Consider the following 26,118-nt stretch of genomic DNA (forward strand, 5'->3'; position numbering starts at 1 on the left):
TTTCGCCAACTGCCAGCGTTGCAAGATGGGCGCCAACGTCGCGGGCGTCTCCCTTCTCCCCGTCACTATACGGGGAGAAGGTGCCGGCAGGCGGATGAGGGGCGGCGCTGACGCCCCGCCCCAATCAGTCTTCGTTCGCCTTGACCGTCACGCCAAGCGTCTTCGTCAGGTCCGCCGGGTTGGACATGGCGCCTGCCATGATCAGCGCGAACGGCACCGCTGCCGGTGGCTCGGCCAGGATCTCAATGCTCTGCGGATCGTCGAGATATTTGCCGACCGCAGCCGACACCTGCGCCGTCAATTCCGGATTGTTGAGCTGCGCCATGCCGAAAGGCACGACCGCCTTGGCCTGGTTGGCGACGTCCTTGCCGGACATGCCTTGCTGCTTGCCGACATAGTCCAGCACCTTGTTGGTCAGAGAATCGTCGTCAAAGCGGATCGAAGCGCTGTTGAACGAAAGCTGCTGCAAAACGCCAAGCATGGCCATGCCTTGCGCCGAATTGTCGGCGCCTTCGGGCTGCGCCGCCATCTTCTTCTGCATCTCCTGCAGCGACTTGATGACGTCGAGCGTGTAGCCGCCGAAACCGAAGGTCATGCCGAGCGTTCCGGCATTGTCGACGGAGATGTCGTATTTCGACAGCTCCATCTTGCCGTCCGCAGGCTGCCAGGCGCCCTCCATGGCAAGGTTTCCGGTGATGTTCTGGTAGCCGAGCGCGTTGATCACGTCCTTGGACTTCGGGTCCTCGACCAGCGTCAGGTCGGCATTGAACTTTTCCGTGGTGCCGGAAAACGCCATCGCCTTGCCGTCGGCTGGGGGGGTGATTTCGATGGCGAGCCCGTCCATCGAGAAGGCGGTCTTGTCGGCGACCTTGACCGTCATGTTGTCGAGCTCGGCCGATTCATACATCATCATTGAACCGAGCGGGCCTGTTGCGCCGTCGGCCGGAACCGTCATGTCGTGGATGATGAAGGGGCTGAGGTCGAGCGTGACGCCGTTTTCGCTGTGCTGGAATGCCGAAGTCGAGACGGTTTCGATTTCATAACCGCCATTGGCTTCGGTCACGCCTTCGAGCTTGATGTCGCCGATCCTGAGCGCTTCCTTTTCGGCCGCCGGTTTGAGGGCCACGCCCTGCAGCACCATGCTGGAGGCATCGCCCGTCACCCCGGTCCAGGAGATGTCGACACCCTGCGCGGCGAGAGCCGCCTTCAGCCGGTCGGCGACCGCCGCATCCTGCGCGAGGGCCGCATTCAGCGGCAGCGTCAGCAGCAAGGTCGAAAAAGCGAGTTTGTTGAGTGTCGAGCGTCTGATCGTCATCGCGGTTCCCTGAGAGTGTGCTGAAGATTTTTCAATTTGTTGCGCCGTCACCCTTCCGTGACGAACTGGACGGGAAAAAGGCGCTTCCGCCGCACAATGGTCGAAAACCACGGCGAAAGGCAAATCCGATCCATTGCCATAGAAGCGGGATGTAACCGAGTGATGTTGCTGGCGTCCAGTTCGTATTGCGCAAGAGGCTGCCCCATTCAGGCGCCTCTTGCCGCGAATCACCCGCTCGGCTAGTCCCAGCCTATGGGAAAAAGGCTTTTGCCGCCTGGCGATGGCGGTGGCGACAATATCGAGCCGATCGATCTGAAGAAAGCGCTGGAAGAGCGCTATCTCGCCTATGCGCTGTCGACCATCATGCACCGGGCGCTGCCGGATGTGCGCGACGGGCTGAAGCCGGTCCATCGCCGCATCATGCATGCCATGCGGCTGCTCAGGCTCAACCCCGACCAGGGCTTCGCCAAATGCGCCCGCATCGTCGGCGAGGTGATGGGCAAGTTCCATCCGCATGGCGACCAGTCGATCTACGACGCGCTGGTGCGGCTGGCGCAGGATTTTTCGATGCGCTATCCCTTGGTCGACGGCCAGGGCAATTTCGGCAATATCGACGGCGATAACGCCGCCGCCATGCGCTACACCGAAGCGCGCATGACCGACGTGGCGACCGAGCTGCTGTCCGGCATCACCGAAGATGCGGTCGACTACCGGCCAACCTACAATGAGGAGGACGAGGAGCCGGTCGTGCTGCCCGGCGCCTTCCCCAACCTGCTCGCCAACGGCTCGTCCGGCATTGCCGTCGGCATGGCGACCTCGATCCCGCCGCACAATGCCGCCGAGCTCTGCGACGCTGCCCTGCATCTGATCGAGCACCCCGATGCGCCGGTGACGACGTTGATGGATTTCGTCCAAGGCCCGGATTTCCCGACCGGCGGCATCATCGTCGACAGCCGCGCTTCGATCCTCGAAGCCTACGAGACCGGTCGCGGTGGTTTCCGCGTCAGGGCGAAATGGAGCCAGGAGGACCAGGGCAGGGGCACCTGGAGCATCGTCGTCACCGAAATCCCCTATGGCGTCCAGAAGGCGCGGCTGATCGAAAAGATCGCCGAGCTGCTGATGGCGCGCAAATTGCCGCTGCTCGAGGACATCCGCGACGAGAGCGCCGAAGACGTCCGCGTCGTGCTGGTGCCGAAGAGCCGTTCGGTCGATCCCGGCATCCTGATGGAATCGCTGTTCAAGCTGACCGAGCTCGAAAGCCGCTTTCCGCTCAACATGAATGTCCTGTCGCGCGGCAAGATACCCAACGTGCTGTCGCTGAAAGGCGTGCTCAAGGAATGGCTGGAGCACCGCCGCGAGGTGCTGATCCGCCGCTCCAGGCACCGCCTGGGCGAGATCGAAAGGCGGCTGGAGATCCTCGCCGGCTATCTGATCGCCTATCTTAACATCGACGAGGTGATCAGGATCATCCGCGAGGAGGACGAGCCCAAGCAAGTGATGATGGCGCGCTGGTCGCTCACCGACAACCAGGCCGAAGCCATCCTCAATATGCGGCTGCGCGCCCTGCGCAAGCTCGAGGAATTCGAGATCCGCAAGGAATTCGACGGTCTCACCACCGAGAAGAAGCAGATCGAGACGCTACTCGCGTCCAATGCCAGGCAGTGGTCGACGATCAAGTGGGAAGTCTCCAGCATCCGCGAGAAATTCGGACCGGAGACCGCGCTCGGCAAGCGCCGGACCCAGTTTGCCGACGCCCCCGAACATGACCTGACCGACATCGCCCATGCCATGATCGAGCGCGAGCCGGTCACCGTGGTCGTTTCGGAAAAGGGCTGGCTCAGGGCGATGAAAGGTCACCTGACCGACCATTCGTTGCTGACTTTCAAGGAGGGCGACAGCCTCAAGCTCGCCTTCCACGCCCAGACCACCGACAAGGTGCTGGTCTTCACCACCGGCGGCAAGTTCTACACGATCGGCGCCGACCGGCTGCCGGGCGGGCGCGGCCATGGCGAACCGATCCGCATCATCGTCGACATGGACAACGACCAGGACATCGTCACCGCCTTTGTCCATGATCCCAGGCGCAAGCTGCTGCTGGTGTCGCACGACGGTAACGGCTTCATCGTGCCGGAAGAGGAAGTCGTCGCCAACACCCGCAAGGGCAAGCAGGTGATGAACGTCAAGGCGCCCGACGAGGCCCAGCGCTGCATGCCGGTCGGCGGCGACCATCTCGCCATCGTCGGCGAGAACCGCAAGATGCTGGTCTTCCCGCTCGCCGAAATCCCCGAGATGGGGCGCGGCAAGGGCGTTCGCCTGCAGAAATACAAGGATGGCGGCGTCCTCGACCTCAAGACCTTCACGCTCGCAAGCGGTCTCTCCTGGCAGGATTCTGCCGACCGCACCTTCATCAAATCACGTGAAGAGCTAGTCGAATGGATCGGCGCCCGAGCCTCGGCTGGACGCATGGTGCCGAAGGGATTCCCGAGGACGGGGAAATTCGGGTAGGTAATCTCCCCCCTTGAGGGGGAGATGGCCGGCAGGCCAGAGGGGGGCCCCGCGCATGAAGCGCCAGCCTCCTCGGTTCATGGTAAGGGGTCGCGTCTGAACGTTCCGACCCCCTCTGTCGCCTTCGGCGACGTCTCCCCCTCGAGGGGGGAGATTAGCAGCATTTGGAATGTCGTCACGATTGCTGCACTATCATGGTGCATAAGCATCGCTACATAGAGCGCGGACACGTTTGGGAGAAATGGGCACTTGAAGGAAACGAGGGTTCGGAAGCCGGAAGGGCAGCAGCGCCTGTTCGGCCTGTCGACGCCGGTTAGATCCGCGGTCATTCCGCCGCTGTCGGCGGCGCGGTGGCTGCTGGTGCTGATCGTTGCCGCCGGGGTCTATTTCTTTCATGGTTTCCTGGTCCCGGTGCTGGCTGCTCTGGTCATCGCCTTTGCCAGCTGGCCGCTCTATCGGCGGTTGCTTGCTGCCGTCGGCGGCAACCGCACGGTCGCCGCGACATTGGCGATCCTGTTCATCCTGACCTTCCTGGTGGTTCCGATCGCGCTCGCCGGCGCCTACGCCAGCAACGAAGTCCGCGAATGGGTTGGCTGGGCGATCGAGACCAACCGCCATGGCGCGGTGACGCCGCACTGGATCGCCACGCTGCCGGTGGTCGGCGACTGGCTGAACGAGCAGTGGACGCGCAATCTCGGCCATCCCGGCGGCATCGGCGAACTGATCCAGCTGATCAGCGGCGCCAACATCGGCAGCATCTACCGCGGCGTGCTGGCCGCCGGCGGCAGCGCCTTCGGCCTTCTGCTGGCGCTGCTGTTCATGATGATCGCGCTGTTCTTTGCCTATCGCGACGGCGAGCATTTCGCCGGCCAGGTCGACCGTCTCGGCGAACGCATCCTGCCGACCAGGTGGGAGCGGATTTCACGCGTCGTGCCGGCGACGATTTCCTCGACGGTGACCGGCATGACCATTATCGCCATCGGCGAGGGGGTGGTGCTGGGCGTGGCCTACTGGCTGGCCGGCGTGCCGTCGCCGGTGACGCTGGGCGCCCTGACCGGCATCATGGCGCTGATCCCCGGCGGCGCACCGCTGTCCTTCACGCTTGTTTCGATCTATCTCGCCGCCAGCGGCTCGCCGATGGCCGGTTTGGCGCTATTCATCTGGGGAAGCGTCGAACTGTTCATCGTCGACAAGACATTGCGGCCGAAGCTGGTCGGCGGCCCGATAAAGCTGCCGTTCCTGCCGACCTTTTTCGGCCTGGTCGGCGGCGTCAAGACGATGGGCTTTCTTGGCCTGTTCATCGGTCCGGTGCTGATGGCGTTGCTGGTCGCGATCTGGCGCGAATGGCTGCGCGAGGTGGAATTGGCGGACGAGCTTGCCCCCGCAGCGCCGGCGGAACTCGAAGGGGCGCCGCCGCAAATCGAAATCGTTGCCGAGAAGAAGTCTCAGGCCGGGTGACGGACTGCAAGGCTGGCGCGGCGTTTTCGCCCCTCAAGCAGCTGCCATAGCGAATGGACAACCAGCGTGACGATCAGGATCGCGCCGCCGATCAGGCTGTTGCGCGACGGCGTCTCGGCAAAGATCATCCACATCCAGACCGGCGCCAGCACGGTTTCGAGCAGATAGAACATCGCCACTTCCGGTCCCGAAATATATTTCGGTCCGTTGGCGAGGCAGAAGAACGAGATCGGCATGATGACGGCGCCGTTGAAGATGATCCACCACGGCGCGTTCACCTGGAACCCTTCGCCCGAAACCATGAACACCGCGACGGCCAGGGGCAGGATCACGCCGATCAGCGAAGTGAACCCCATGTCCTTGCCGCTGGCGCGCGAGATGGTGATGGCCAGCGCAATGAAGAAAGCCGAGCACAACGCCATGAGATCACCGAACAGGTGGCCGGTGCCGATCGAATCGCCGACGATGATCGCGACGCCGACGATCATGACCAGCATCGCGATCACGGTGACCAGTCGCGGCTGCTCCTTCAGGAACAGCCAGGACAGCAGCGCCGCGAACACGGCGTTGAAGGCCAGGATGAAGACCAGATTGGCGGTCGTGGTGTGATAGATACTGATGACGAAGGTAACCGAGGTCAGGCCGTAGCACAGGGCGACGACGAGCCCTGACCAGCCGGGGATGAGCTGGGGCGCGTTACGGCTCAGCGAGCGCCACACAGCCCAGATGATCAGCGCCGCGACCAGGGTGGTGCCGGTGCGCAGCAGGAGGATCGTCCATGCGCCGCCGTCGGCGAGCCGGATCAATGGAATGTCGATGGTCAACGTCAGCCCGCCGATGGCGGTGATGAGAAGGCCTTTTTGATGATCGTTGTGAGACGACATGGCAGTTCCCGCAATGAATTTGGAGGCAGGCGCAAAATTGGCCCAGCGTCTGGCGTTTCAGCCAGGCAGCCGAAAACCAGAAGCATCCTCCTTGAAGCAGTTTAAGGATGGTTGGCGAAAGAGCGGATCAGCGCGAAACCGCTTCGTGGTCGTAGCGTTCCCAGCCCTTCGGGCCGAGATGCTCCTGCGGCATGAAGCGCATCTTATAGTTCATCTTGCGCGAGCCGTTGACCCAGTAGCCAAGATAGACATGGGGCAAGCCCATCGCCCTGGCGCGAGCGATGTGGTCGAGGATCATGAAGGTGCCGAGCGAGCGGTCCTCGAAGTCCGGGTTGAAGTAGGAATAGACCATCGACAGGCCATCGGCCATCTTGTCGGTGAGTGCGACTGCGATCAGCTCGCCCTGGCCCTTGCCGGTGATAAAGCTGTCGGGGCCGCGGCGCCGGTATTCGATGACCTTGGTGTCGACATGCGTGTCCTCGACCATCATGGCGTAGTCGAGCACCGTCATGTCGGACATGCCGCCGCGGCGATGGCGGGCATCGAGATAGCTGCGGAACAGCGAATACTGCTCGGTCGACGGTTGCGCGTCGTGCATCGCGCCGATGAGGTCTGAATTGTGCTGTATCACCCGCTTCATATTGCGGCTGGCAGTGAATTCCTGCGCCAGGATGCGCACCGAAACGCAGGCGCGGCAAGTCTCGCAGGCCGGCCGGTAAGCGATGTTCTGCGATCGCCGGAAGCCGCCTTGCGTCAACAGGTCGTTCATCTCCGATGCCTTGTCGCCGACCAGATGCGTGAACACCTTGCGCTCGAACTGGCCCTCAAGATACGGGCATGGCGACGGCGCGGTCAGGAAGAACTGCGGCGACTGGGTTGGATGCTGCGTCATCGACCCTTGGAAACACTCCTGCGAATCATCATACCTTTGGCGCGCACGGCGAAAAATTCAACAGGATTGTGAAAGTGTGGCTACCGGACGCCTTCACTTTGCACATAAATGCTCGCTGGGACTGGTGAAAAGCTGTTTCAGCGGTCACTGCGGCTGACCACCGTGCCGAGCAGCAGGTCGTGCAGCGTGCGCTTGCGGTCGGCAAACAGCGACACCAGAAGGACCAGCGGCGTCAGGATGACGTTGCCGGCCCAGAACAGAACCGAATGCACCACCGCCGTCAGCCCGTCGATGCGGGTGCCGTCCAGACGGTCGAGCCGGATCCCCATCATCTTCATGCCTGTCGTGGCCTGGTCGGCGCTGCCGAGCGTGTTCCAGATGTAGAGGATGGCGACGACCGGCACGAGGATGGAAAACAGCATCCAGCCAAGGCCAAGCGTCAAAATCCCGAGGAAGAACACCAGGATCGCGAACGGAATGGTGAGCAGCGCGACGATGCAATAATCGATGATGAAGGCGAGGACACGCCGCGTGCGCACGCCATCATAGGCCCTGACATCATCGAGCCTGCTGATTTCGCCGTCGAGAACGCGCGCGTTCATGTCATTTCCTCGCAATCAGGCCCGGCATAGGGTGCGGACCGCCTGGTGTTGAAATGGTGAAGTCCTGCGGCGGAATCAAGATCGAGCCTTTTTTCGTCCCTGCTACCGGAGGCAACGCCGAATGTAGACTGGATCGGTTGAATTTGCAGCACGGATGACGTTAGTTTGCTGCAGCGCAACAAATACGGCAAATGCGCCCAAGGGGCGAGGGACAGGGCCAATATGGACTACGACATGCTGGTCATCGGCAGCGGGCCCTCAGGGCGCCGCGCCGCGGTGCAGTCGGCCAAGCTCGGCAAATCCGTGCTGGTGGCCGACAGGGGCCGGCGCCTTGGCGGCGTGTCCGTGCATACCGGCACCATCCCGTCGAAGACCCTGCGGGAAACCGTGCTCAACCTCTCGGGCTGGCGCGAGCGCGGCTTCTACGGGCGCGGCTACCGGGTCAAGCAGGATATATCGGTCGGTGATCTGATCGAACGCCTGCACAAGACGCTCGATCACGAGGTCGAGGTGCTGCAGCACCAGTTCATGCGCAACACGGTCAAGAGCGCGCGCGCCACAGTCAAGTTTCTCGGTCCCAACAGAGCCAGCCTGACGACGGACACCGGCGACTACAGCGAGGTCGGTTTTGCGCATGCGCTGATCGCGGTCGGCACCCGCCCGCACCGGCCGCGCGACGTGCCCTTCGACAAGATCCGTGTCTTCGACAGCGACGAAATGCTGGAACTCGAGCGCCTGCCGCGGACGCTGACGGTGATCGGCGCCGGCGTCATCGGCGTCGAATACGCGACGATCTTTTCGGCGCTCGACGTGCCGGTGACGCTGGTCGAGCCGCGCGACAGCATCCTCGATTTCGTCGACCGTGAGATCGTCGACGATTTCATCCATCAGATGCGCGACCGCGGCATGACGATCCGGCTCGGCAGTGCGATCAAGGAGATCGCCTCGAAACCCGACTATGCCGAGGTGACGCTTGCCGACGGCCGCAGCATACGCTCGGAGATGGTGCTTTATGCGGCGGGGCGCACCGGCAATGTCGGCGCGCTCGGCCTCGATGTGGTCGGCATCGAGGCCGACTCCCGGGGCCGCATCAAGGTCGACCCGCAGAGCTTCCGGACCAGTGCGCCGAACATCTATGCCGCCGGTGACGTCATCGGCTTTCCGAGCCTCGCCTCGACCTCGATGGAGCAGGGCAGGGTGGCCGCCTGCCATGCCTTCGGCGTGCCGTTGCCACCGCCGCCGGAAACCTTTCCCTACGGCATCTACGCCGTGCCGGAAATCTCGACCGTCGGCAAGTCCGAGGAGCAGGTGCGCGAGGGCGGCGGCGCCTATGAGGTCGGCGTGGCGCGCTTCCGCGAAACCTCGCGCGGCCATATTATGGGCGTCAACACCGGCTTCCTGAAGCTTCTGTTCTCGATCGAAACACGCCGGTTGCTCGGCGCGCATATCGTCGGCGAGGGCGCAACCGAACTGATCCATATCGGCCAGGCGGTGATCAATCTCGGTGGCACCGTCGATTTCTTCGTCAACAACACCTTCAACTATCCGACGCTGGCCGAAGCCTACAAGATCGCCGGGCTGGATGCCTGGAACCGGATGGGGCGGGCATAGGGCGACGGACTCATCAATTCGCCTGCGCGATGGCGGCTGCCGGGCCCGCCAGCCACTGCCTGACGATTTCAGCATCCCGGTCGCCGATTTCATGGCCGGAGCCGATGGTGTGGGCCTCGACCGCGGCGCCATGCGATTCGAACAATGCGACCAACGCCGGCGCGAAGGGCGCGTAGGTCAGGTCATCTGCGCCGGCGATGATCAGCACGCGCGCTTTGGACAGATCGGCCGGGGGCACGTCGTCGAGCACCGCCATCGGGCGCAGCAACGCTGCCCGTTCGATGCGGCCGGAATGCAAAAGCATCACGCTCGAAACCAGATTGGCGCCGTTTGAATAGCCGAGGAAACTCGTCCGAGCGAGATCGAGACCATGGCGCTTCGCGGCCGCGGTGATGAAGCCGGCGAAAGCGTCGGCCTCGGTGCGGATACTGTCCTGTTCGAAGCGCGTCGGCGTGATCCGCGCGAACCAGCGGAAACCGTCCTCCTGGGCGATACGGCCACGCACCGTCACCAGCACGGCGCGCGGTGCGGTTTGCCGCGCCAGCGCCACCAGCGTCGTCTCGTCGACGCCGGATCCGTGCAGCAGGAAAAGGCATTCGCCGCTTGCATCCACGGGCCGGTAAAGTCGGTAGAAAAACGGCAGCTCGCGCCGCAAAAAGCCGTCTTCCGGAGGTTTTTCGGCCATATTGCATCCTTTTGATTTCGTGTGGTTTTTATTCATTTGCCGGCTTCAAAACGGAATATTTTCGAGCTCCTTCAAAGTTGATTGAACCGGGCGCATTTCAGTCCGTTTGTTTGCCGATACGCTCCTGCGGGAGGAATCGAAGCGGTGCGTCCGGCGGTCGCATCGATCGCGGCATGAACAACCAGCTTTGAGGCCTTTTATCGATGACCATGCCAATTTCACCGGATCGCGGGCCGCGTATCCCGGAGCGCGATACGCGCATCGATGTGTTCCGCGCTCTCGCTCTGCTGATCATATTCGTCGATCATGTCCCGGGCACGGTTTTCGAAACCCTGACCTACAAGAATTTCGGTTTTTCGGATGCCGCCGAGGCCTTCGTGCTGATCTCCGGCATGTCCGTCGCGCTCGCCTACGGCGCAAAATTCCAGTCCGGAGACCGGCTCCTGGCGACACTGAAATTGTGGCGCCGCGCCGGAGTGCTCTATGTCGCCCACATCGTCACGACGATGGCGGTGCTGGCCATCTTCTGCGCGGCGGCGATGTTCGCGAAGCGGCCGGACATGCTGACCCTGATCAACATCGAGCCATTGATCAGGGACCCGCAACATGTGCTGGTCGGCATCGTCATGCTTGGCCATCAGCTTGGCTACAACAATATCCTGCCGGTCTATGCGGTGCTGCTGCTGATGGCGCCAACCTTCCTGCTGTTCATCAGCTACCGGCCTTTCACGGCGCTCGCCCTGTCCGGAACTCTGTGGCTGGTTGCCGGGATTTACCAAATCGCCCCGCCAAATTATCCGGAGCCCGGCTTCTGGTTCCTCAATCCGCTGTCGTGGCAGTTCCTCTTCAACATCGGCCTGGCGAGCATGCTGCACATCAGGCGCGGCGGCGTCATTCCGGTCAATCGCTGGCTGGTCGGCGCGTCGGCGGCCTATGTCGCGACGGCGTTGGTCTGGGTGCACAGCCCGCTATGGGGGCACGTGTCGTGGCTGAACCTGCCCGTAGTGCTGACCGGCTTCGACAAGACCTTCTTGTCGCTGCCGAGGCTGCTGCACATCCTGGCGGTGAGCTATCTGATCGTGGCGTTTCCTTCTGTCTCCAACCTCTTCCGCACCAGCCGCGATCATCCGCTCGCCATATTGGGCAAGCGATCGCTGCCGATTTTCATCGCCGGCACGCTGATCGCCATGGCGGCGCAGGTGATGAAGCTGATCAACCCGGGCGGATTTGCCTATGACAGCCTGCTGATCGCCGCCGGCATCGCCATGCAGTTCGCGCTCGCCTATTATCTCGAATGGCTGTCTTCTATTGGCGGCAACAGCAAGCCGGTCCGCAGCCAGGCGCCGCCGATCCATGCGTCCTTCGGCGTGGGCGGCATGGCAACTAGCAACCCCTAGAGATTTTTGCAGCCGAGTGGAATCACTTGGCGTCTCAGAAATGCGGCTAAAACAAATAGATAGAGCGGGATCCCAAGTTCAATTCGAATGCATCCCGCCCTAGTCCGGATAGTAATCGGGACAAAAAGGGCGGGGAGGCAGCGGTGCCGGATCGGTCGCGCTACGGTCGCGCTGGCTGTGGGTGACGAGCCCAAAGGTCCGGGCCCTGACCGAGGCTTGTACACGCGGGGGGTCACCTCGCGCTCCCTGCGGGCGGGGCAAGAACACTGGCCAGGCGCAGGAAACCGCGCCACGTATTAAATTAATTTGACGACCGGGCTCAGGCTGCCTTGGGCGGCGGTCCCGAAGATGCCCTGACGACAAGCTCGACGCCAAGCGTCTCGCGCCGCACCGTGCCGTCGAAATCGAGGATCGTTCGCGCTGCCCGGCGGCCGATCTCGGCGATTGGCTGCGCGACCGTGGTCAGCGGAGGATCGCAAAGTGCGGCGTCAGGCACGCCGTCGAAGCCGACTACGGAGACGTCGCCGGGAACCGCAATGCCACGCGCGGCCAACCATTCGATCGCGACCATGGCGATCCGGTCCGACATCGCCAGGATGGCGGTCGGCTGCGCTGCCGAGGCGAAGATCGTTTCGAGGCCGGCCCTTGTGCTGGCTTCGTCGTTTTCGGTCTCGTATACCGGTATCCCGGCGGTATCGACACCATATCGGGAAAACGCCTCGAAATAGCCGACGAGGCGATCGCGCGTGCCGGTGTAAAGGGCCGTCCGGACCTTCTCCGGCGAGACAAGGCCGGTGCTGCCGTCGGCGAAGGGCAGCGCCAGCACGGCAAAGCGCCGATGGCCAAGCTCGGCGAGATGCTGCGCCGCCAGGCGGGCGCCGGCGACATTGTCGACGCCGATTGCCGAAACGGTGTCGTCGTCGAAGCCGAGCTCAAGCGCGACAAAGGGGAGTTTGCGTTCGCGCGTCAGTTCGACAAGCCGTGAGCCGCCCTCGATGCAGAACAGGATGAAGCCGTCGACCAGCGCGCTCTGGATGTTCCAGGCAAGTTTTTCCTGGTTGCCGGCCGATACCAGCGCTATTCCCGCGCCGGTGGCGTCACAGGCGTCGGAAATGCCGGCCATCATCGCGCGGGCAAAGGGATCATCGAAGAAATAGGACAGCGGCTCGGTCGTGGCGACGCCGATCGCGTTGACCTTGCCGGCGCGCAGCAGCCGGCCCTTGGGGTCGGGACCGGCATAGCCCATCGCCTCGGCCGCCGCCTTGACCCGTTCGCGGACTTCCTCGCGCACGATCTCGGGACGGCTGAAGACGTTGGAGGCGGTGCCGTGCGACACCCCGGCGGCCTTGGCGATGTCGGCCAGCCGGATGGGTCTGGTATTGCTTTCGCTGGATGATGCCATTTTTCTGCCTCCAGCCTGCTATCTAGCACCTTTGTTGGATCGATTCAAATTTTGCTTGACATCGGCGCGGTCCAAGCCTAGTTTTGAATCGATCCAATTGAGTGTCGTCATTGGATCGATTCAGCAAGGAGCGAGCCATGCACCCCGTCAATTATCTGTTCGAAGACGTCTATCGCAACGACTGGAGCATAAATTCGAAGCCGGCGACCCGGACAGGCCGCGGCAGCGCCGGCCCGTGGATCCGCGATCTTCGCTTTCTTGTGGAGCGCAGGCGGAACTGATCGGCAGCACTTTTTCATGCCTGTCGATTGGATCGATTCAAATCTCAAATCGAAAAGGAAACCAAGCCATGCACCCGATCAATCATCTGTTCGAAGAGATCTATCGCAACTATTGGGGCATCTCGCCGGCCATCGACAGGCCGGAGCGGCGGCGACTGGCCAAGCCGGCGGCACGCAATCGCGACCTGCCGGTCCGGCCAAAGCGCCGGCAAAAGTGGCCATCGTCTGACTGACCGTCGTTTGGCGGAAGCCGAATCCGGCCGCCTCAGGAGCGCGGGCGCTTCAGCGCCGAGGCCGCAACCGCCAGCCAGCCGGCGATGAGCAAGGTGCCGCCGATCGGCGCCGACATCGAAAAAAGCCGCGAGCCGAGGAAGTCGCGGGCAAGCAGATCGCCGCAGAACAAGACGAGCCCGACGAGAAGAATAAGGCTTGCGGTTCGCATGATCCGGTTTGCGCCGACGAGGCCGACGGCAAGGAAGACCGGTGCATGCATGAGCAGGAAGGACGCGACCGTGCCGACGAAAGCGCCGCCCAGATGTGCCGCCGCGGCAGAAAGCGCCACACCGGCCGCGCCGCACAGGCCGCCGGCGAAAACGAGGATGCGGCCGATGCCGCTTGCTGGGTGGTCGGTTGTGCTCATTTCTTGGACTCCGTGAAGTGGCCCGCAAACGGTGTCAGGATTTGCCCGCCTGCACCAGCATGTCGCGTGCGCGGCGCGACTGGACCAGCCAATTATACGCCGCTCCACCCGCCATCAGCGCGGATGTGCCGAGAAACACCGCGCGCATGCCGAAATGACCGCCGACGAAGCCGCCGAGCAGCGGCCCGGCAACCTGTCCGACATACTGCGCCGAGATCGACAGACCGAGCACATTGCCGCCGACGCCGTCCGGAACATTATGGCGGATGACGCTGGTGATGCATGGCAGGAGGCCGCCAAGCGCCAGTCCCATCAGGAAACGCAGGCCGACGAGCTGCCAGCCCTGGGTGACGAAAGCCTGCGGGATCAGCAGCAGCGCCGAAACGGCCAGCGCCGCAACGATGACGTTCCAGTGGCCAACGCGGTCGGCGAGCTTGCCGAGACGCGAGGCCGACAGGATGGCCCCAAGTGCCGCCGCCGACATGACCACGCCGGACATCAGCGTGACCCGGCTTTGGTCCTCGATGATCTGCTGCACATAGACCGCGATGATCGGCTCGATCGACATGGTGGCGAAGCTCAGCAGCATGCCGGTCACCAGCATCGCGACGACCGGGCGCTTGTCCGGGATTTGCGACCATCCGCCTTTCAGATTCTCAGTCGATGCCGATTTGTCGGCTGCCGGGCGAGGGTCCTCCTTGATGAGAAAAGTAGTTGCCAGGAACGCCAGGAAAATGACGCCGCCGGCGAGCAGGAAGGTGGCGCGGATGCCGATCAAGGGCGGCAGCGCGCCGCCGAGCAAGGGACCGACGAGAGCGCCGCCGGTGATGCCGGCCGACAGCACGCCGAGCGCCCAGCCCGACCGTTCCTTCGGCGTATGCATGGCGACGAGAATGGTCGAGCCCGAGGAATAGCCACCGGCGAAACCAATCAGCAGGCGTAGCAGCACCAATTGCCAGACGGTTTCCACCATGCCGGTCAGCGACATGCAGACGGCCATGCCGAAACTGGCGCGCACCAGCATCAGCTTGCGGCCGTAGCGGTCGCCAAGCCGTCCCCACAGCGGCGCGACCAGCGCGGCGGCGAAGAAGGTCGCGCCATAGGCGATGCCGGACCACTGCACAACAGCCGCGTGGCCCTCGGCGCCCAGCTGCTCGACGTAAAGCGGCAGGAAGGGCAACAGCAGAGTCATGGCGACAAGCGTGCTGAACGAGCCGGCAAAGCACACGGCGAGATTGCGGCGCCAATGGATATTGTGGGCGCCTTGGGTGGCAGGGTCTTGCGGCATGTCTGTCCTGTCCGGCAGCCTCTCGACGGCATCATTGCACAAGAACTGGCGCGGCCTGCCTGCCAGGGGATTAGCAGCTTCGCGGCGTGATTGCGGTGGCAACCACTTTCGCGCTCGCTTCGCGAGCGGCGATGGCGTAAGAGCGGCGATGGAAAACAACCGATTTGAAACACCCGTGACCGTCAAGGGCGCGGCGGGAACCACTCAGCTCTTGCGCACAGCCCGCGAGGCTTCCGACTACCTCCTCAACAACTGGCCCGGCAAGCGCAGTCCAAAGCATCGCGAAGCGCTGCAGGCCTGCCATGATGCGCTGGCCGGCGACAAACCGGCAATGATCGCAAGGCGTGCCTTCATCGCCGCCGCCCGCGAAGTGAACGTTTTCGTCAGCGACAAGGCGCCGGTCTGAAGACGCAGCGAAATCTGATCTGATCCGCCTCGCGGGCCGGGTGCGCTTTTACTAAGGGGCAATCGCTTCAGCTTGCGCTGCCCCTCTTGCCCTGCCCGTCCTCCGCAGCAGCTGCGGAGGGTGGACCGGGCATTTCTCACCGGACGGGAGAAAGCGGCCTGCACCAAGGGTTTCGCCAATCTCCGGCGTTGCAGAAAGCGCGCCAAAGTTGCGGCCAGTTCCCTTCTCGCCGTCACTATGAAGCGATTGCCCTGCAGTTTACTCTGCGGTTTCCGTTTCGGTCTCGGACGTGGTCTCGTCTTCCGGCTTCGAACGTTCCTTGGCTGCAACCTTGGCCGCTTGCTTTTCCGCCTTCTTGGCAGCCTTCTGCCGGTCGCGTTCCTTGCGTTCCTGGCCGTAATTCGGTGCTCGCGCCATATCTCTTCCTTTCACAATCCCAAAGGTTCTTAGCCCTGCCTAGGAGCATTGGGCTACAAACACAACACCGCAAAGAGCGATCGGCTCCATGGACAGCCAGGCAGGCCGGCTGAACACGGTTCCGTGGCTTGCAAGATAGCCGGCACAATGGTGTAGGAGGGACCGGGGGCAAATCACAAGCCGATTTTTCACCAAGTGACCGATGGCCACCCTTCAAAGAAACGCACAGAAGCTATTCTACTATGCGCGCAATGCCGTGCGCGATATCGCACCGCAGGCGCTGTTCCGCCGCAGGCTCGCCGGGTTGCTCGATCAGGCCAGGCTTTCGGACGGATCGGTCCGGGCGCGTCTCAACTGCTACAACAGATTGCAGGACGCTTTCGCGCCGAGCGGCGGGGCCGTGCCGGTCAGCCGGCTACCGAGAGGCCGGAGCATGTATTACTACGATCTGAAGGAATTTACCCGCTACTTCGATCCCGATTTGCGCATCGATCTCGAATTCGGCGACGTCGTCGACGTGCCTGCGATACCGTCGATCGTCAAGGATCGGCCGATCGCCGGCGACAACAGCAACGGGGTGCTGTTCAAGCTCAACAAGTTCCGCCACTTTCACATGCCCGCCGACGATGTAGCCTTCGCGGACAAGCTTCCGGTTGCGGTGTGGCGCGGCGAGCTCAACAACCCGATAAGGACCTTGCTTCTGGAGGTTGCGCGCGATCTGCCCTTTTGCGATGTCGGAACGCCCAAACCGACGGCAGCGCCGGAATATCGCAAGTCTTATCTGAGCATCGACCAGCAGCGGCGCTGTCGCTACATCATTTCGCTCGAAGGCAACGATGTGGCGACCAACTTGAAATGGGTCATGAGTTCGAATTCGCTGTGCCTGATGCCACCGCCGACATATGAGACATGGTTCGCCGAAAGCGAACTCGTGGCTGGTGTTCACTATGTGCCGCTCGAACCCGATTTCACGGATCTTGCCGAGCGGGTGCAATATCTCGAACGGCATCCGACTGAGGCCGAACGCATCGTTGCCGCCGCCAACGCCTATTGCCGCAAGTTCGCCGACGAGCGGGCCGAGCAGGCGATCTGCTTGCTCGTGCTCTACAAATATTTCGTGCTCAGCGGCCAGATCGAGCCTGATCCCGAGGTCTGGCGTTTTATTTCAGGCTAAGCCCGCGGCGACTTCGAGCTGATCCGGATCGTTGTCAGATGTCCTCCCGGTCAAGAACCAGATCGGCCGGACCAAACCGGTCTTTTGCCGTGAATTGCTGGTGCCAATAGGGGTAGAGAACGGGCGGGCGGCTCACAGCGTCGAGGCGTGCGCGCTCATCGCTGGTCAGCACCAGGCCGGCTGCGGCGATATTGTCCTTGAACTGCACTTCGGTCCGTCCGCCGATCACCAGCGAACTGACCGCGGGCCGGCCGAGCAGCCAGGCAAGCGCCACCTGCGCCGCCGAAACGCCATGGTTCTCGCCAATATGGGAAAGCACGTCTACGATCCGCCACAGCCGGTCCTCGTCGCGGATCGGCGGTTCGGTCCAGCCGCTGATCTGGCGGGCGGTGGCCTGGTCGCGGTGGTATTTGCCGGACAGCAGTCCACCGGCGAGCGGGCTCCATACCAGCACGCCAAGCCCCTGGTCGACCGAGATCGGCAGCAGTTCATATTCGGCTTCGCGCGCTTCCAGCGTGTAGTGGATTTGCTGGGTGACGAAGCGCGGCTGGTGCTGGCGGTCGCTGATCCCCAGCGCCTTCATCACTTGCCAGCCGGAATAGTTGGAGCAGCCGACATAGCGGATCTTGCCCTGGCTGACGAGCGTGTCGAGCGCGGCGATGGTCTCTTCGAGCGGCGTCGTGCCGTCCCATTCGTGCAGGAAATAGATGTCGATGACGTCGGTCCTGAGGCGCTTCAGGCTCTTCTCGCACTCGCGGATCAGATGATAGCGCGACAGGCCCTCATCGTTGGGACCGTCGCCGATCCGCATGCGCGCCTTGGAGGCGATCAGCACATCGCCCTTGCGTTTGCCGCCGAGCGCTTCGCCGATGATCTCTTCCGAAAGCCCGTTCGAATAGACATTGGCGGTGTCGATGAGATTGATGCCGGCATCGATGCAGAGGTCGATCATCCGGCGTGCCTCGTCGAGATCGGTCTTGCCGACCGCCGAAAATGCGCCAGCGCCGCCAAAAGTCATGGTGCCCATGGTCAGCGTCGAAACCTTCAGCCCGGAACGGCCGAGTGTGCGGTATTCCATGTCAGATCCTCGCGATTGCGTTGAAAAGGGTGCTTTGAAGGTTGCTCGGGGAAACCTGGCATTTGTAGGACAATTCGAGCCGCTTGTCGTGCGTGCCAGGCAGGCTGATCGATCACATCTCGCGGAGTTGGGCGACCGGCGTGCGGGCCGGCTGCAATAAAACCGTCATTGCCGGCCTATATGCAAGTCGGCTCAAGGTGTCCGATCTCGGCCGGCAGGCCGAGGCCGACGCGGGCGTGCACGCGGAGCAGCATAAATGACCGAAGCAAAACAGAATTCTCCCGCCAGGGACTGGCTGGAAGCGGAACTCGCCGACACGCTCGACGAGGACTACGAGCTGGAGATGTCGGAACCGGCGCTGTCGCTGGAAATCGCCAGGATCTACAAGAACGCGCATCCGCCCTCGATGGATCGCCCGCAATATTTTCGCGACCTGATCACGCTGCAATCCGAATTGATCAAGCTGCAGTCCTGGGTGGCTTACACCAGGAAGAAGCTGGTGGTGGTTTTCGAGGGCCGCGATTCGGCCGGCAAGGGGGGCGTCATCAAGCGCATCACCCAGCGGCTCAATCCGCGCATCTGCCGCGTCGTCGCACTTCCTGCGCCGACCGAGCGCGAGAAATCGCAATGGTATTTTCAGCGCTACGTGCCGCATCTGCCGGCAGGCGGCGAGATCGTGCTGTTCGACCGCTCCTGGTATAACCGCTCCGGCGTCGAACGTGTGATGGGCTTCGCCGAGCCGGACCAGGTCGAGGAGTTTTTTCGCGACGTGCCGGAGTTCGAGCGCATGCTGGTCCGCTCCGGCATCACCCTGGTCAAATACTGGTTCTCCATCACCGACGAGGAGCAGCAGATGCGCTTTCAGATGCGCATCCATGATCCGATGAAGCAGTGGAAGCTGTCGCCGATGGACCTGCAGTCGCGCGTGCGCTGGGAACAGTATACCAAGGCCAAGGAAGAGACCTTCGCCCGCACCAACATTCCCGAAGCCCCCTGGTTCATCGTCGAGGGCAACGACAAGAAGCGGGCGCGGCTGAACTGCATCGATCATCTCCTCAAGCAAATGCCTTATGAGGAAGTGCCGCACGAAGAGATCACGCTGCCCGATCGCGTCTTCAATCCAGAATACGAGCGCCAGGTGCTACCGCGCGAGCTGTATGTTCCGGAGAAGTATTGAGGAGCGCGCCTCTTCCTTCTCCCCTTGTGGGAGAAGGTGGATCGGCGCGCAGCGCCGAGACGGAAGAGGGGTGTTGGAAGAAATGAGGCGCTGGTGATCCTGGCGCTGTGCGCCCGATTTGAACGTAGGTGTGCGCCAAGCTGGAACACCCTGCCATGAACTAACCTCAAACTTTGTTTCATTTCAATTAGATAGCGGCTTGGGCCAAGGGCTCGATTTTAACGGAGAAACCAAGCTTTTCGAGGTACTTGACGTGGCGGGCGGCGGATCGCTTGACGTTGATTTTGTCGAGATAGGTCTCGCCGAGATCGCGGAAGGGTGAGCCGCGCAGCACGTGATAGACGGCCAGCAGGAGCTTGTGGGCGAGGGCAAGCGCGGCCTTGCCGCCGCCACGGCGGGCCTTGAGCTTGTGGTATTTGGCCTTGTAATAGCTGCCGGTCTTCTTTGAGGCGCTGATGGCGGCATTGCACAGGGCGGTCTTGAGATGGCGATTGCCCTTGCGCGCTTTGGTCGGCTTGCTCTTGCCGGCGCTCTGATGGTTGCCCGGACAGACGCCGGCCCAGGCGGCAAGATGAGCAGCGGTCGGGAACATCGAGACGTCGATGCCGATCTCGGCGATCACGCTGATGGCCACCACGCGGTCGATGCCAGGCACACGCAGCAAGGCCGCCATGTGCTCGGCATAGGGATCGAGGCGGCGATCGATCTCGACGTCAAGCGCGGCGATGTCGGCCTCGGCCCTCTCGACCCGCTGCAGCTGGCATTCCAGCATCAGGCGCTGATGACCTTCGAGCCGCACATCGAGGGCCTTAACAAGGGCTGCATACTTCTTGCGCGCTGTGCCGCGGGCGAGCGCTGCCATTTGCTGCGGCGTATGGGTGCCGGCAATCAGCGCCCGCACGATGGCCCGGCCGCTGACACCGAACACGTCACTGAGCACGCCGGCCAGCTTGATGCCGGCGCCTTCCAGCAGCTTGATCAGCCGCTGCCGCTCCGACGCCTGGGTCTCGACGAGGCTGCGCCGATAGCGCGTGAGCTCGCGCAGCTCGCGGAACGGCCTGTCCGGCACGAAGCTGTTGCGCACCAGGCCCAGGCGGACCAGATGGGCAAGCCACTCGGCATCCTTCACGTCGGTCTTGCGGCCGGGCACGTTCTTAATGTGGCTGGCGTTCACCACGATCGGCGCGACCGCCTCGCTCGCCTCCAGCGCGGCAAAGACCGGCATCCAGTAGACCCCGCTCCCCTCCATGCACGCATGGGTGACTTCTTCTGCCTTCAGCCATGCTACAAGCGACTGCAGTTTCTCACGCGTCGTGCCAAAGGTCCTGATCGTCTTGCCGGGGCGGCTTCTGCTCCCCCGGTTGCTCTTGCCGCCCAACACGCAGGCCACGATCGTGCCCTGGTGCACATCAAGACCCGCGCAACAGTCGATGACAACGTCCACCATGCTTCCTCTCCTCAGTTCGGGTGGACGGGCGAGCTGCGCTGCGACGGGAAAGCAGAGCCTGCCATACGTGCTCGCCGGGTTCCCGGCGGCGACAATCGATGATACCTAAAAGCAGCGCGGGCCAGTCTCATCGCGTGCTCGCTAGCAACAATGGGTGTCGGCCTCGGATGCTCGCGCGTCCAAAGCCGATATACCAGAGAAGCGGCCCGCGCACCTTTCATCTACGATGGCGCCCGGCGCCGGGCGATGTGTCTCATCCGACCGAGCTTCGCTCGGCCCCCTTCTCCCACAAGGGGAGAAGGGGGAACTTAACCAGGCTCACGCCCGCTCGATGGTGACATGCATGGCATTCGGCGTGCCCACCTGCTCGCTGCAGCGGTAGCCGAGTTTGACCATGTCGATGCCGGCAAAAAGGTTCTCGCCTGAGCCGAGCAGCATCGGCGATATCGCCAGATGCATGTCGTCGATGAGCTTTTCCCTCAGATATTGCCGGATCGTGGCGACGCCGCCGCCGAGCCGGACATCCTTGCCGTCAGCCGCGGCTTTTGCCTTTTCCAGCGCCGAGTGAATGCCGTTGGTCACGAAATGGAAAGTCGTGCCGCCCTCCATGACGATAGGTTCCTGCGGATGGTGGGTGAGTACGAAAACCGGCACATGGTAGGGCGGATTGTCTCCCCACCAGCCCTTCCAGGTGTCATCGGGCCAAGCGCCGCGGATCGGTCCGAACATGTTGCGGCCCATGATCCACGCGCCGGTGTTTTCGAAGCTGCGCGTTACGAACGCGTCGTCGGTATCCGTGGTCCCGCCATCTTCGCCGGACATGTTGCGGAAGCTTCGGGTGCCGAACATCCATGTGTGCAGGGCTTCCCCGCCGACGCCCAGCGGCTCTTTCAGGTCCTGGTCGGGACCGGCGCCGAAGCCGTCGATAGATACGGTGAAAGCGTTGACGCGAAGCTTTGACATGAGGACCTCCCTCTAATCCAGTTGTGAAATGCAAGCAGTTGTTTCTATCTAGACCGATTGCGTTTTGCAAGCAGTATTTCGCTGCCGAGCAGAAAGCGGCTCGTTTGGCTCGCAAAGAAGGGGTAGTTGCAGCAGCTACTTGCGCCGCGACGCCTCGAGTATGCGCTCAACAGCTAGGCGGAGCGGCGACAGACTGTCTGTCACTACGGTCCAGACGATGGCGTCGGAAGTCTTGTGGTATTCGTGACGCAAAACGTTGCCAATTCCACGAATCTGTTTCCAGGGAATTTCTGGAGCAAGAGCGAGCAAGTCGTCCGGGATGTGTCGGGTGGCTTCGGAAATAATCTCGATGCCGCGCTCCACGCCATGACGAAGCAGCCAGTCGTCACGAAAGTCGTCCAGAGTCTTGCCGGCGGTGGCAGTGCTGATGCCATCCAAAGCCGCCATGATCTCGGCCAGGATAGGCTCGATCCGGCGGACGGCCATCAGAATACGCGCACGGCCGATCGTTCGATCTCGGCCTTCAACATGGGATGAAGGCTGTCACGCGTGGTGATGTCGATTTCCGTTGACATCTTCTCTTCCAGAAATTGCTTGATCCCGACCAGGTCCATCAGAGAAAAGCGCCGCGCCGGGTCATAGTCGATGAACAGATCAAGATCGCTGTCCGGCTGGGCATCGTCCCGCGCTGCCGACCCGAACAGATACAGCGAAGTCGCGCCCATGCCTTTGATGGCATCTGCGTTTCTCTGCAACCGTTCGATGACCTCGTCCCTGCTCATGGGTCCATTCTAGCGGATTGCAGCAGAATCCCAAAACGATGCTTACCCCTTCAGCATCGCCGCCACTTCAGGCGCGAAATAGGTGAGAATGCCGTCGCAGCCGGCGCGCTTGAAGGCGAGCAGCGATTCCAGCATCGCCTTGTCGCCGTCGATCCAGCCATTGGCGGCGGCCGCCTTGATCATCGAATATTCGCCCGACACCTGATAGGCGAAGGTCGGCATCCGGAATTCGTCCTTCAGCCTGCGGATGATGTCGAGATAGGGCAGGCCGGGCTTGACCATCAGCATGTCGGCGCCCTCGGCGAGGTCCTGCTCGGCCTCGCGCACGGCCTCGTCGGAATTGGCATGGTCGAGATAGTAGGTCTTCTTATCGCCCTTGAGCAGGCCGGCGGTGCCGACCGCCTCGCGATAGGGTCCGTAGAAGGCGGAGGCGAATTTCGTCGCGTAGGACATGATCGCCACATCCTGAAAACCATTGGCGTCGAGCGCATCGCGGATCGCGCCGATGCGGCCGTCCATCATGTCGGAAGGGGCAATGATATCGGCGCCGGCAGAAGCCTGGATGACGGCAGCCGCCGTCACCTGCTCCACGGTCTGGTCGTTGACGATGATGCCGTCACGCAAGATGCCGTCGTGGCCGTGCGAGGTGAAGGGATCGAGCGCCGCATCGGTGATGATGCCGATCTCGGGCACTGCGCGCTTGATGGCGCGCGTGGCGCGGTTGATGACGTTTTCCGGATCGAGGATGTGCGAGCCGGTCTGGTCGCGCAGGCCGAGCTCGACATTGGGGAAGGTGGCGATCGCCGGAATGCCGAGCTTTGCCGCGCGCTCGGCCTCCTTGACGGCAAGGTCGAGCGACAGGCGGAAGACACCAGGCATGGCGGCGATCGGTTCGCGGATATTGTTCCCATCGACGACGAAGATCGGCCAGATCAGATCGTCGACGGAGAGCCGGTTCTCCTGCACGAGGCGGCGCGACCAGTCGGCCTTGCGCATGCGGCGCAAACGGCGACTGCCGGTGATCTCGTCGACGCTGCGCGCGCCGGCAGGCTTTGCTGGGGTGAATTTGTTCATCGCCAAAACTCCGGATTGGCGGCTTTTAACACGAGCCTCCGCCGCTGACCAATGCGGCACGATAGTGCCAGGCACAAGCTGGATACCGGTATACGAGTTCTCGACCGTTGTTGCCCGACAGGATTGCGCCTTGGCATTGACGCAGCCATGCGCCACGCTTTAGCACTTCAGTCCCGGCGGCATTGGGCGAGGGATTCTTCAGGCGATGGATTTTGGCGGCGGCAACGAGATCCGCTTCGAACGACTGGGCAGCGCCGGCGTCGTCACGCTGACGCGGCCGCAGGCGCTCAATGCCGTCACCCATCGCATGGTCAAGGCGCTCGACAAGGCGCTGCGCGCCTGGGAGCGCGACGACGGCGTCGATGTTGTCGTCGTCAAGGCCGAGGGCAGGGCGTTTTCGGCCGGCGGCGACATCCTCCACATCTACGAGGCCGGCCGGGCGGGAAAGCCGCCGGTCGATTTCTTCGCCGACGAATACCGGCTGAACGCCCGCATCGCGCGGTTCGAAAAACCCTATGTCGCGCTGATCGATGGCATCGTCATGGGCGGCGGTGTCGGCATCTCCTTCCATGGCTCGTATCGGCTGCTGACCGAGAACGCCCAGTTCGCCATGCCGGAAGTCGGCATCGGCTTCTTCCCGGATGTCGGCGCCAGTCATCTGCTGCCGGGCCTCGGCGGCAGCTTCGGCATGTATCTGGCCCTGACCGGAAACCGCATCCGCTATGGCGACGCTTTGTGGTCGGGCCTGGCGACGCACGCGATCAAGGCGCAGGACCAGGCCGGCTTTCTCGACCGGCTGGTTGCGACAGGCGACACGGAAGCGGCGCTGCGCGGCTTTTCCGTCCCGGCCCGGCGCGAAACGGACAGTCCGACACTGGAAGCCATCGCTCGCCATTTCGCGCAGCCGTCGCTGAGCGACATCATCGGCAGCCTGGAGCGCGCCGCACCCGCAGACGCGTTCGCGGCAAGGACGCTGGCGACGATCCGCACCCGCTCGCCGACCAGCCTGCATGTTGCCTGGCGCGAGATCAGCGCCGGGCTGACGCTGTCGATGGACGAGTGCATGCGGATGGAGTTCCGCATCCTCAACCGCATGCTTGCCGGCCACGATTTCTACGAAGGCATCCGCGCCGCCATCATCGACAAGGGCTCGTCGCCGCAATGGCGGCCGGCAGGCATCGACGACGTCGGTGCTGCCGACGTCGATGCCTATTTCGCTCCGCTCGGCGAACGGGAACTCAAGCTGTGAGCGAGGTCACGTCGAGACGCGTCGTGCTCCAGCCCTCGACGGTCGAGGTCATCTTCGCCTGGTTTCAGCGCGTCATCTCAGCCTACTGTCTGTTGTTCGGGATTTTGTACTGGATCCGGCTGATCGGCTTCTATCCCGGCTCGTTGTGGCGCTTCGACTTGATGCCGGTGCATTGGCAGGTGGCGGCGGTGACGCTCGCCGTGTTCTTTCCCTTCGCCGCAGCCGGTCTGTGGATGCTGGCCTCCTGGGGGCCGGTGATCTGGTTCATCTGCGCGGCGACCGAGACCGTCATGCATGCCGGCTTTCCCGAGCTCTTCGGCCACCGGCCGCTGATCCTCGCCTCGCATGCGGCGGTGGCGCTGCTCTACATCGTCTTTCGCGTGGTGATCTGGATGCAGAAGCGCCGGAGCCGGCAATAGAGCATCGGATCGATGCTCAACAAGAATAACCTACGCGTCCGGTTGGACGGGCAAATTACCGCCCGGATTCATTGGCTAAATCTTTAGGTTAATCGTCCTTGTTCGGGTGACCCTTCGTTAAGCCTCTTTCGAAACCTATTACCGGTAAGCTCTTGTTAGCCCTAGCGTTTAAGTCGAATTTTATGAGTATTCGATAGTGTCGCGATCAAGGTGAAAAACAAAAAATCACCAGGCGACAAACGAGAGGCAAAGACAATGATCAATTCCCGTCCGGCGGCGAAGACCGCCAACGTATCCGATGACCGCCGCGAGGCGATCCGTTCGCTGTACATGGAATCGCTGCAGCTGGTGGAACGGCTGCACCGCCGCCTGCTTGACGTGATCAAGGACGAATTCGACCGCAACGGCCGTTCCGATATCAACGCCATCCAGGCGCTGCTGCTCTTCAATATCGGCAATTCGGAACTGACCGCCGGCGAGTTGCGCTCGCGCGGCTATTATCTCGGCTCGAACGTCTCCTACAATCTGAAGAAGCTGGTCGATCTCGGTTTCATCAACCACCAGCGCTCGCGCATCGACCGCCGTTCGGTGCGGGTCTCGCTGACGCCGAAGGGCAGTGAGGTGGCGGAAGTCGTCGCCGGCCTCTACGAGCGCCATGTCGGCTCGATCGAGCAGGTCGGCGGCATCAACACGGAAGAATTCAAGCAAATGAACCGCGCCCTGCAGCGCCTCGACCGCTTCTGGAACGACACCATCGCCTATCGCATGTAAAGCATGTCCATCGCATGCAACCGCGCCACAGGCGCGGTCGGGGAGCGATCCAAAAGACCGGTGCCGAAAAGCATCGGTCTTTGCGTTTCGTGAGGCCAGCCGATCCAAATCGCGGTCAGGGTCACGTTGCCGCCATATTCCCGGTGGAAGCGAGAATGCGGGTGATGTTGCGGCGCGAGCCAATTCGTCTGCCCGCCAACC

At 62.6% G+C, this 26,118-nt stretch carries 27 protein-coding genes; 12 read left to right on the top strand and 15 right to left on the bottom strand.

From position 1 onward, the window contains the following. Positions 1 to 124: 124 nt before the first annotated feature. Positions 125 to 1,315: a hypothetical protein gene (locus tag AC0L18_RS17660; protein ID WP_473493535.1), complete on the bottom strand. Its 1,191-nt coding sequence runs from the start codon at positions 1,313 to 1,315 to the stop codon at positions 125 to 127. A 252-nt stretch (positions 1,316 to 1,567) separates the two neighbouring features. On the opposite strand from AC0L18_RS17660, the gene parC reads away from it, so the two are divergent. Beyond that, positions 1,568 to 3,820 (top strand): DNA topoisomerase IV subunit A, encoded by a 2,253-nt coding sequence (gene parC / locus AC0L18_RS17665; protein WP_473493536.1) that lies wholly within the window; start codon positions 1,568 to 1,570, stop codon positions 3,818 to 3,820. 249 nt (positions 3,821 to 4,069) lie between these two features. Continuing rightward, a complete protein-coding gene (locus tag AC0L18_RS17670) occupies positions 4,070 to 5,278 on the top strand; it encodes an AI-2E family transporter (protein WP_473493537.1) in 1,209 nt (402 codons plus the stop codon). On the opposite strand, the gene AC0L18_RS17675 is transcribed toward AC0L18_RS17670, so the two are convergent. From AC0L18_RS17675 to AC0L18_RS17685, 3 genes are all read right to left on the bottom strand, one after another. After that, the gene (locus AC0L18_RS17675) at positions 5,266 to 6,162 is read right to left on the bottom strand and encodes a DMT family transporter (RefSeq protein ID WP_473493538.1); all 897 of its coding nucleotides are present in this window, start codon (positions 6,160 to 6,162) and stop codon (positions 5,266 to 5,268) included. The two genes, AC0L18_RS17670 and AC0L18_RS17675, sit on opposite strands and share 13 nt — an antisense overlap. 127 nt (positions 6,163 to 6,289) lie before the next feature. Next, positions 6,290 to 7,054, bottom strand: coding sequence for an arginyltransferase (locus AC0L18_RS17680; protein WP_027154654.1), 765 nt, complete (start codon positions 7,052 to 7,054; stop codon positions 6,290 to 6,292). A gap of 137 nt (positions 7,055 to 7,191) precedes the next feature. Then, positions 7,192 to 7,656 carry an RDD family protein gene (locus AC0L18_RS17685; protein WP_473493539.1) on the bottom strand — a complete coding sequence of 155 codons (465 nt, stop codon included), beginning with the start codon at positions 7,654 to 7,656 and terminating at the stop codon, positions 7,192 to 7,194. 222 nt (positions 7,657 to 7,878) lie between these two features. Between AC0L18_RS17685 and sthA the strand changes: the two genes are divergently transcribed. After that, positions 7,879 to 9,267, top strand: a complete 1,389-nt coding sequence (gene sthA, locus AC0L18_RS17690; RefSeq protein ID WP_473493602.1) for a Si-specific NAD(P)(+) transhydrogenase — start codon at positions 7,879 to 7,881, stop codon at positions 9,265 to 9,267. Between the two features lie 13 nt (positions 9,268 to 9,280). Here sthA and AC0L18_RS17695 read toward each other — a convergent pair whose 3' ends face one another. Continuing rightward, positions 9,281 to 9,952: an alpha/beta hydrolase gene (locus AC0L18_RS17695; protein ID WP_473493540.1), complete on the bottom strand. Its 672-nt coding sequence runs from the start codon at positions 9,950 to 9,952 to the stop codon at positions 9,281 to 9,283. A gap of 203 nt (positions 9,953 to 10,155) precedes the next feature. Between AC0L18_RS17695 and AC0L18_RS17700 the strand changes: the two genes are divergently transcribed. Further along, positions 10,156 to 11,349 carry an OpgC family protein gene (locus tag AC0L18_RS17700; protein ID WP_473493541.1) on the top strand — a complete coding sequence of 398 codons (1,194 nt, stop codon included), beginning with the start codon at positions 10,156 to 10,158 and terminating at the stop codon, positions 11,347 to 11,349. Positions 11,350 to 11,668: 319 nt separating this feature from the next. Here AC0L18_RS17700 and AC0L18_RS17705 read toward each other — a convergent pair whose 3' ends face one another. Continuing rightward, entirely contained in the window at positions 11,669 to 12,751 is a 1,083-nt protein-coding gene (locus AC0L18_RS17705; protein ID WP_473493542.1) for a LacI family DNA-binding transcriptional regulator, read from the bottom strand. A gap of 137 nt (positions 12,752 to 12,888) precedes the next feature. Here AC0L18_RS17705 and AC0L18_RS17710 point away from each other — a divergent pair, with 137 nt between their 5' ends. Both AC0L18_RS17710 and AC0L18_RS17715 read left to right on the top strand, forming a co-directional pair. Then, positions 12,889 to 13,032, top strand: a complete 144-nt coding sequence (locus AC0L18_RS17710; RefSeq protein WP_473493543.1) for a hypothetical protein — start codon at positions 12,889 to 12,891, stop codon at positions 13,030 to 13,032. Positions 13,033 to 13,100: 68 nt separating this feature from the next. Continuing rightward, a complete protein-coding gene (locus tag AC0L18_RS17715) occupies positions 13,101 to 13,265 on the top strand; it encodes a hypothetical protein (RefSeq protein ID WP_473493544.1) in 165 nt (54 codons plus the stop codon). Positions 13,266 to 13,297: 32 nt separating this feature from the next. On the opposite strand, the gene AC0L18_RS17720 is transcribed toward AC0L18_RS17715, so the two are convergent. Both AC0L18_RS17720 and AC0L18_RS17725 read right to left on the bottom strand, forming a co-directional pair. Further along, a complete protein-coding gene (locus AC0L18_RS17720; RefSeq protein WP_473493545.1) occupies positions 13,298 to 13,672 on the bottom strand; it encodes a DUF423 domain-containing protein in 375 nt (124 codons plus the stop codon). Positions 13,673 to 13,706: 34 nt separating this feature from the next. Beyond that, positions 13,707 to 14,960: a multidrug efflux MFS transporter gene (locus AC0L18_RS17725; protein WP_473493546.1), complete on the bottom strand. Its 1,254-nt coding sequence runs from the start codon at positions 14,958 to 14,960 to the stop codon at positions 13,707 to 13,709. Positions 14,961 to 15,108: 148 nt separating this feature from the next. Between AC0L18_RS17725 and AC0L18_RS17730 the strand changes: the two genes are divergently transcribed. Beyond that, the gene (locus AC0L18_RS17730; protein ID WP_023798420.1) at positions 15,109 to 15,366 is read left to right on the top strand and encodes a DUF982 domain-containing protein; all 258 of its coding nucleotides are present in this window, start codon (positions 15,109 to 15,111) and stop codon (positions 15,364 to 15,366) included. A 258-nt stretch (positions 15,367 to 15,624) separates the two neighbouring features. On the opposite strand, the gene AC0L18_RS17735 is transcribed toward AC0L18_RS17730, so the two are convergent. Continuing rightward, positions 15,625 to 15,783 carry a hypothetical protein gene (locus AC0L18_RS17735; protein ID WP_023798419.1) on the bottom strand — a complete coding sequence of 53 codons (159 nt, stop codon included), beginning with the start codon at positions 15,781 to 15,783 and terminating at the stop codon, positions 15,625 to 15,627. Positions 15,784 to 15,985: 202 nt separating this feature from the next. Here AC0L18_RS17735 and AC0L18_RS17740 point away from each other — a divergent pair, with 202 nt between their 5' ends. After that, positions 15,986 to 16,957, top strand: coding sequence for a glycosyl transferase family 90 (locus AC0L18_RS17740; protein ID WP_473493547.1), 972 nt, complete (start codon positions 15,986 to 15,988; stop codon positions 16,955 to 16,957). A gap of 34 nt (positions 16,958 to 16,991) precedes the next feature. On the opposite strand, the gene AC0L18_RS17745 is transcribed toward AC0L18_RS17740, so the two are convergent. Then, entirely contained in the window at positions 16,992 to 18,035 is a 1,044-nt protein-coding gene (locus AC0L18_RS17745) for an aldo/keto reductase (protein ID WP_473493548.1), read from the bottom strand. 256 nt (positions 18,036 to 18,291) lie between these two features. Here AC0L18_RS17745 and ppk2 point away from each other — a divergent pair, with 256 nt between their 5' ends. Beyond that, complete coding sequence (gene ppk2, locus AC0L18_RS17750) at positions 18,292 to 19,212, top strand: polyphosphate kinase 2 (protein WP_473493549.1); 921 nt, start codon at positions 18,292 to 18,294, stop codon at positions 19,210 to 19,212. 187 nt (positions 19,213 to 19,399) lie between these two features. On the opposite strand, the gene AC0L18_RS17755 is transcribed toward ppk2, so the two are convergent. The 5 genes from AC0L18_RS17755 to hemB all read right to left on the bottom strand — a co-directional run bounded on the left by AC0L18_RS17755 (position 19,400) and on the right by hemB (position 23,478). Continuing rightward, on the bottom strand, positions 19,400 to 20,659 hold the full coding sequence (locus AC0L18_RS17755; RefSeq protein ID WP_473493550.1) for an IS110 family RNA-guided transposase: 1,260 nt from the start codon (positions 20,657 to 20,659) through the stop codon (positions 19,400 to 19,402). 318 nt (positions 20,660 to 20,977) lie between these two features. Beyond that, the gene (locus tag AC0L18_RS17760; RefSeq protein ID WP_473493551.1) at positions 20,978 to 21,622 is read right to left on the bottom strand and encodes a dihydrofolate reductase family protein; all 645 of its coding nucleotides are present in this window, start codon (positions 21,620 to 21,622) and stop codon (positions 20,978 to 20,980) included. A gap of 135 nt (positions 21,623 to 21,757) precedes the next feature. Continuing rightward, positions 21,758 to 22,108 (bottom strand): HepT-like ribonuclease domain-containing protein, encoded by a 351-nt coding sequence (locus AC0L18_RS17765; protein ID WP_091591583.1) that lies wholly within the window; start codon positions 22,106 to 22,108, stop codon positions 21,758 to 21,760. After that, positions 22,108 to 22,404 (bottom strand): nucleotidyltransferase family protein, encoded by a 297-nt coding sequence (locus AC0L18_RS17770; protein WP_473493552.1) that lies wholly within the window; start codon positions 22,402 to 22,404, stop codon positions 22,108 to 22,110. Before AC0L18_RS17770 ends, AC0L18_RS17765 begins: the two co-directional genes overlap by 1 nt. 42 nt (positions 22,405 to 22,446) lie before the next feature. After that, on the bottom strand, positions 22,447 to 23,478 hold the full coding sequence (hemB, locus tag AC0L18_RS17775) for a porphobilinogen synthase (protein ID WP_287237380.1): 1,032 nt from the start codon (positions 23,476 to 23,478) through the stop codon (positions 22,447 to 22,449). Positions 23,479 to 23,683: 205 nt separating this feature from the next. Here hemB and AC0L18_RS17780 point away from each other — a divergent pair, with 205 nt between their 5' ends. From AC0L18_RS17780 to ldtR, 3 genes are all read left to right on the top strand, one after another. Next, positions 23,684 to 24,727, top strand: a complete 1,044-nt coding sequence (locus tag AC0L18_RS17780; RefSeq protein WP_473493553.1) for an enoyl-CoA hydratase/isomerase family protein — start codon at positions 23,684 to 23,686, stop codon at positions 24,725 to 24,727. Next, positions 24,724 to 25,146, top strand: coding sequence for a DUF6163 family protein (locus tag AC0L18_RS17785; protein WP_128175993.1), 423 nt, complete (start codon positions 24,724 to 24,726; stop codon positions 25,144 to 25,146). Before AC0L18_RS17780 ends, AC0L18_RS17785 begins: the two co-directional genes overlap by 4 nt. A gap of 255 nt (positions 25,147 to 25,401) precedes the next feature. Beyond that, positions 25,402 to 25,917 (top strand): transcriptional regulator LdtR, encoded by a 516-nt coding sequence (gene ldtR, locus AC0L18_RS17790; RefSeq protein ID WP_027154640.1) that lies wholly within the window; start codon positions 25,402 to 25,404, stop codon positions 25,915 to 25,917. The last annotated feature ends 201 nt before the right edge of the window (positions 25,918 to 26,118 follow it).

The sequence above is a fragment of the Mesorhizobium sp. WSM4819 genome (assembly GCF_055811215.1).

What these genes read in the sequence shown, in the direction of transcription:
- AC0L18_RS17660 (WP_473493535.1), bottom strand. Translation starts at nt 1,315, where the DNA reads ATGACGATCAGACGCTCGACACTCAACAAACTCGCTTTTTCGACCTTG.
- parC (WP_473493536.1), top strand. Translation starts at nt 1,568, where the DNA reads ATGGGAAAAAGGCTTTTGCCGCCTGGCGATGGCGGTGGCGACAATATC.
- AC0L18_RS17675 (WP_473493538.1), bottom strand. Translation starts at nt 6,162, where the DNA reads ATGTCGTCTCACAACGATCATCAAAAAGGCCTTCTCATCACCGCCATC.
- AC0L18_RS17680 (WP_027154654.1), bottom strand. Translation starts at nt 7,054, where the DNA reads ATGACGCAGCATCCAACCCAGTCGCCGCAGTTCTTCCTGACCGCGCCG.
- AC0L18_RS17685 (WP_473493539.1), bottom strand. Translation starts at nt 7,656, where the DNA reads ATGAACGCGCGCGTTCTCGACGGCGAAATCAGCAGGCTCGATGATGTC.
- sthA (WP_473493602.1), top strand. Translation starts at nt 7,879, where the DNA reads ATGGACTACGACATGCTGGTCATCGGCAGCGGGCCCTCAGGGCGCCGC.
- AC0L18_RS17695 (WP_473493540.1), bottom strand. Translation starts at nt 9,952, where the DNA reads ATGGCCGAAAAACCTCCGGAAGACGGCTTTTTGCGGCGCGAGCTGCCG.
- AC0L18_RS17700 (WP_473493541.1), top strand. Translation starts at nt 10,156, where the DNA reads ATGACCATGCCAATTTCACCGGATCGCGGGCCGCGTATCCCGGAGCGC.
- AC0L18_RS17705 (WP_473493542.1), bottom strand. Translation starts at nt 12,751, where the DNA reads ATGGCATCATCCAGCGAAAGCAATACCAGACCCATCCGGCTGGCCGAC.
- AC0L18_RS17710 (WP_473493543.1), top strand. Translation starts at nt 12,889, where the DNA reads ATGCACCCCGTCAATTATCTGTTCGAAGACGTCTATCGCAACGACTGG.
- AC0L18_RS17715 (WP_473493544.1), top strand. Translation starts at nt 13,101, where the DNA reads ATGCACCCGATCAATCATCTGTTCGAAGAGATCTATCGCAACTATTGG.
- AC0L18_RS17720 (WP_473493545.1), bottom strand. Translation starts at nt 13,672, where the DNA reads ATGAGCACAACCGACCACCCAGCAAGCGGCATCGGCCGCATCCTCGTT.
- AC0L18_RS17725 (WP_473493546.1), bottom strand. Translation starts at nt 14,960, where the DNA reads ATGCCGCAAGACCCTGCCACCCAAGGCGCCCACAATATCCATTGGCGC.
- AC0L18_RS17730 (WP_023798420.1), top strand. Translation starts at nt 15,109, where the DNA reads ATGGAAAACAACCGATTTGAAACACCCGTGACCGTCAAGGGCGCGGCG.
- AC0L18_RS17735 (WP_023798419.1), bottom strand. Translation starts at nt 15,783, where the DNA reads ATGGCGCGAGCACCGAATTACGGCCAGGAACGCAAGGAACGCGACCGG.
- AC0L18_RS17740 (WP_473493547.1), top strand. Translation starts at nt 15,986, where the DNA reads ATGGCCACCCTTCAAAGAAACGCACAGAAGCTATTCTACTATGCGCGC.
- AC0L18_RS17745 (WP_473493548.1), bottom strand. Translation starts at nt 18,035, where the DNA reads ATGGAATACCGCACACTCGGCCGTTCCGGGCTGAAGGTTTCGACGCTG.
- ppk2 (WP_473493549.1), top strand. Translation starts at nt 18,292, where the DNA reads ATGACCGAAGCAAAACAGAATTCTCCCGCCAGGGACTGGCTGGAAGCG.
- AC0L18_RS17755 (WP_473493550.1), bottom strand. Translation starts at nt 20,659, where the DNA reads ATGGTGGACGTTGTCATCGACTGTTGCGCGGGTCTTGATGTGCACCAG.
- AC0L18_RS17760 (WP_473493551.1), bottom strand. Translation starts at nt 21,622, where the DNA reads ATGTCAAAGCTTCGCGTCAACGCTTTCACCGTATCTATCGACGGCTTC.
- AC0L18_RS17765 (WP_091591583.1), bottom strand. Translation starts at nt 22,108, where the DNA reads ATGGCCGTCCGCCGGATCGAGCCTATCCTGGCCGAGATCATGGCGGCT.
- AC0L18_RS17770 (WP_473493552.1), bottom strand. Translation starts at nt 22,404, where the DNA reads ATGAGCAGGGACGAGGTCATCGAACGGTTGCAGAGAAACGCAGATGCC.
- hemB (WP_287237380.1), bottom strand. Translation starts at nt 23,478, where the DNA reads ATGAACAAATTCACCCCAGCAAAGCCTGCCGGCGCGCGCAGCGTCGAC.
- AC0L18_RS17780 (WP_473493553.1), top strand. Translation starts at nt 23,684, where the DNA reads ATGGATTTTGGCGGCGGCAACGAGATCCGCTTCGAACGACTGGGCAGC.
- ldtR (WP_027154640.1), top strand. Translation starts at nt 25,402, where the DNA reads ATGATCAATTCCCGTCCGGCGGCGAAGACCGCCAACGTATCCGATGAC.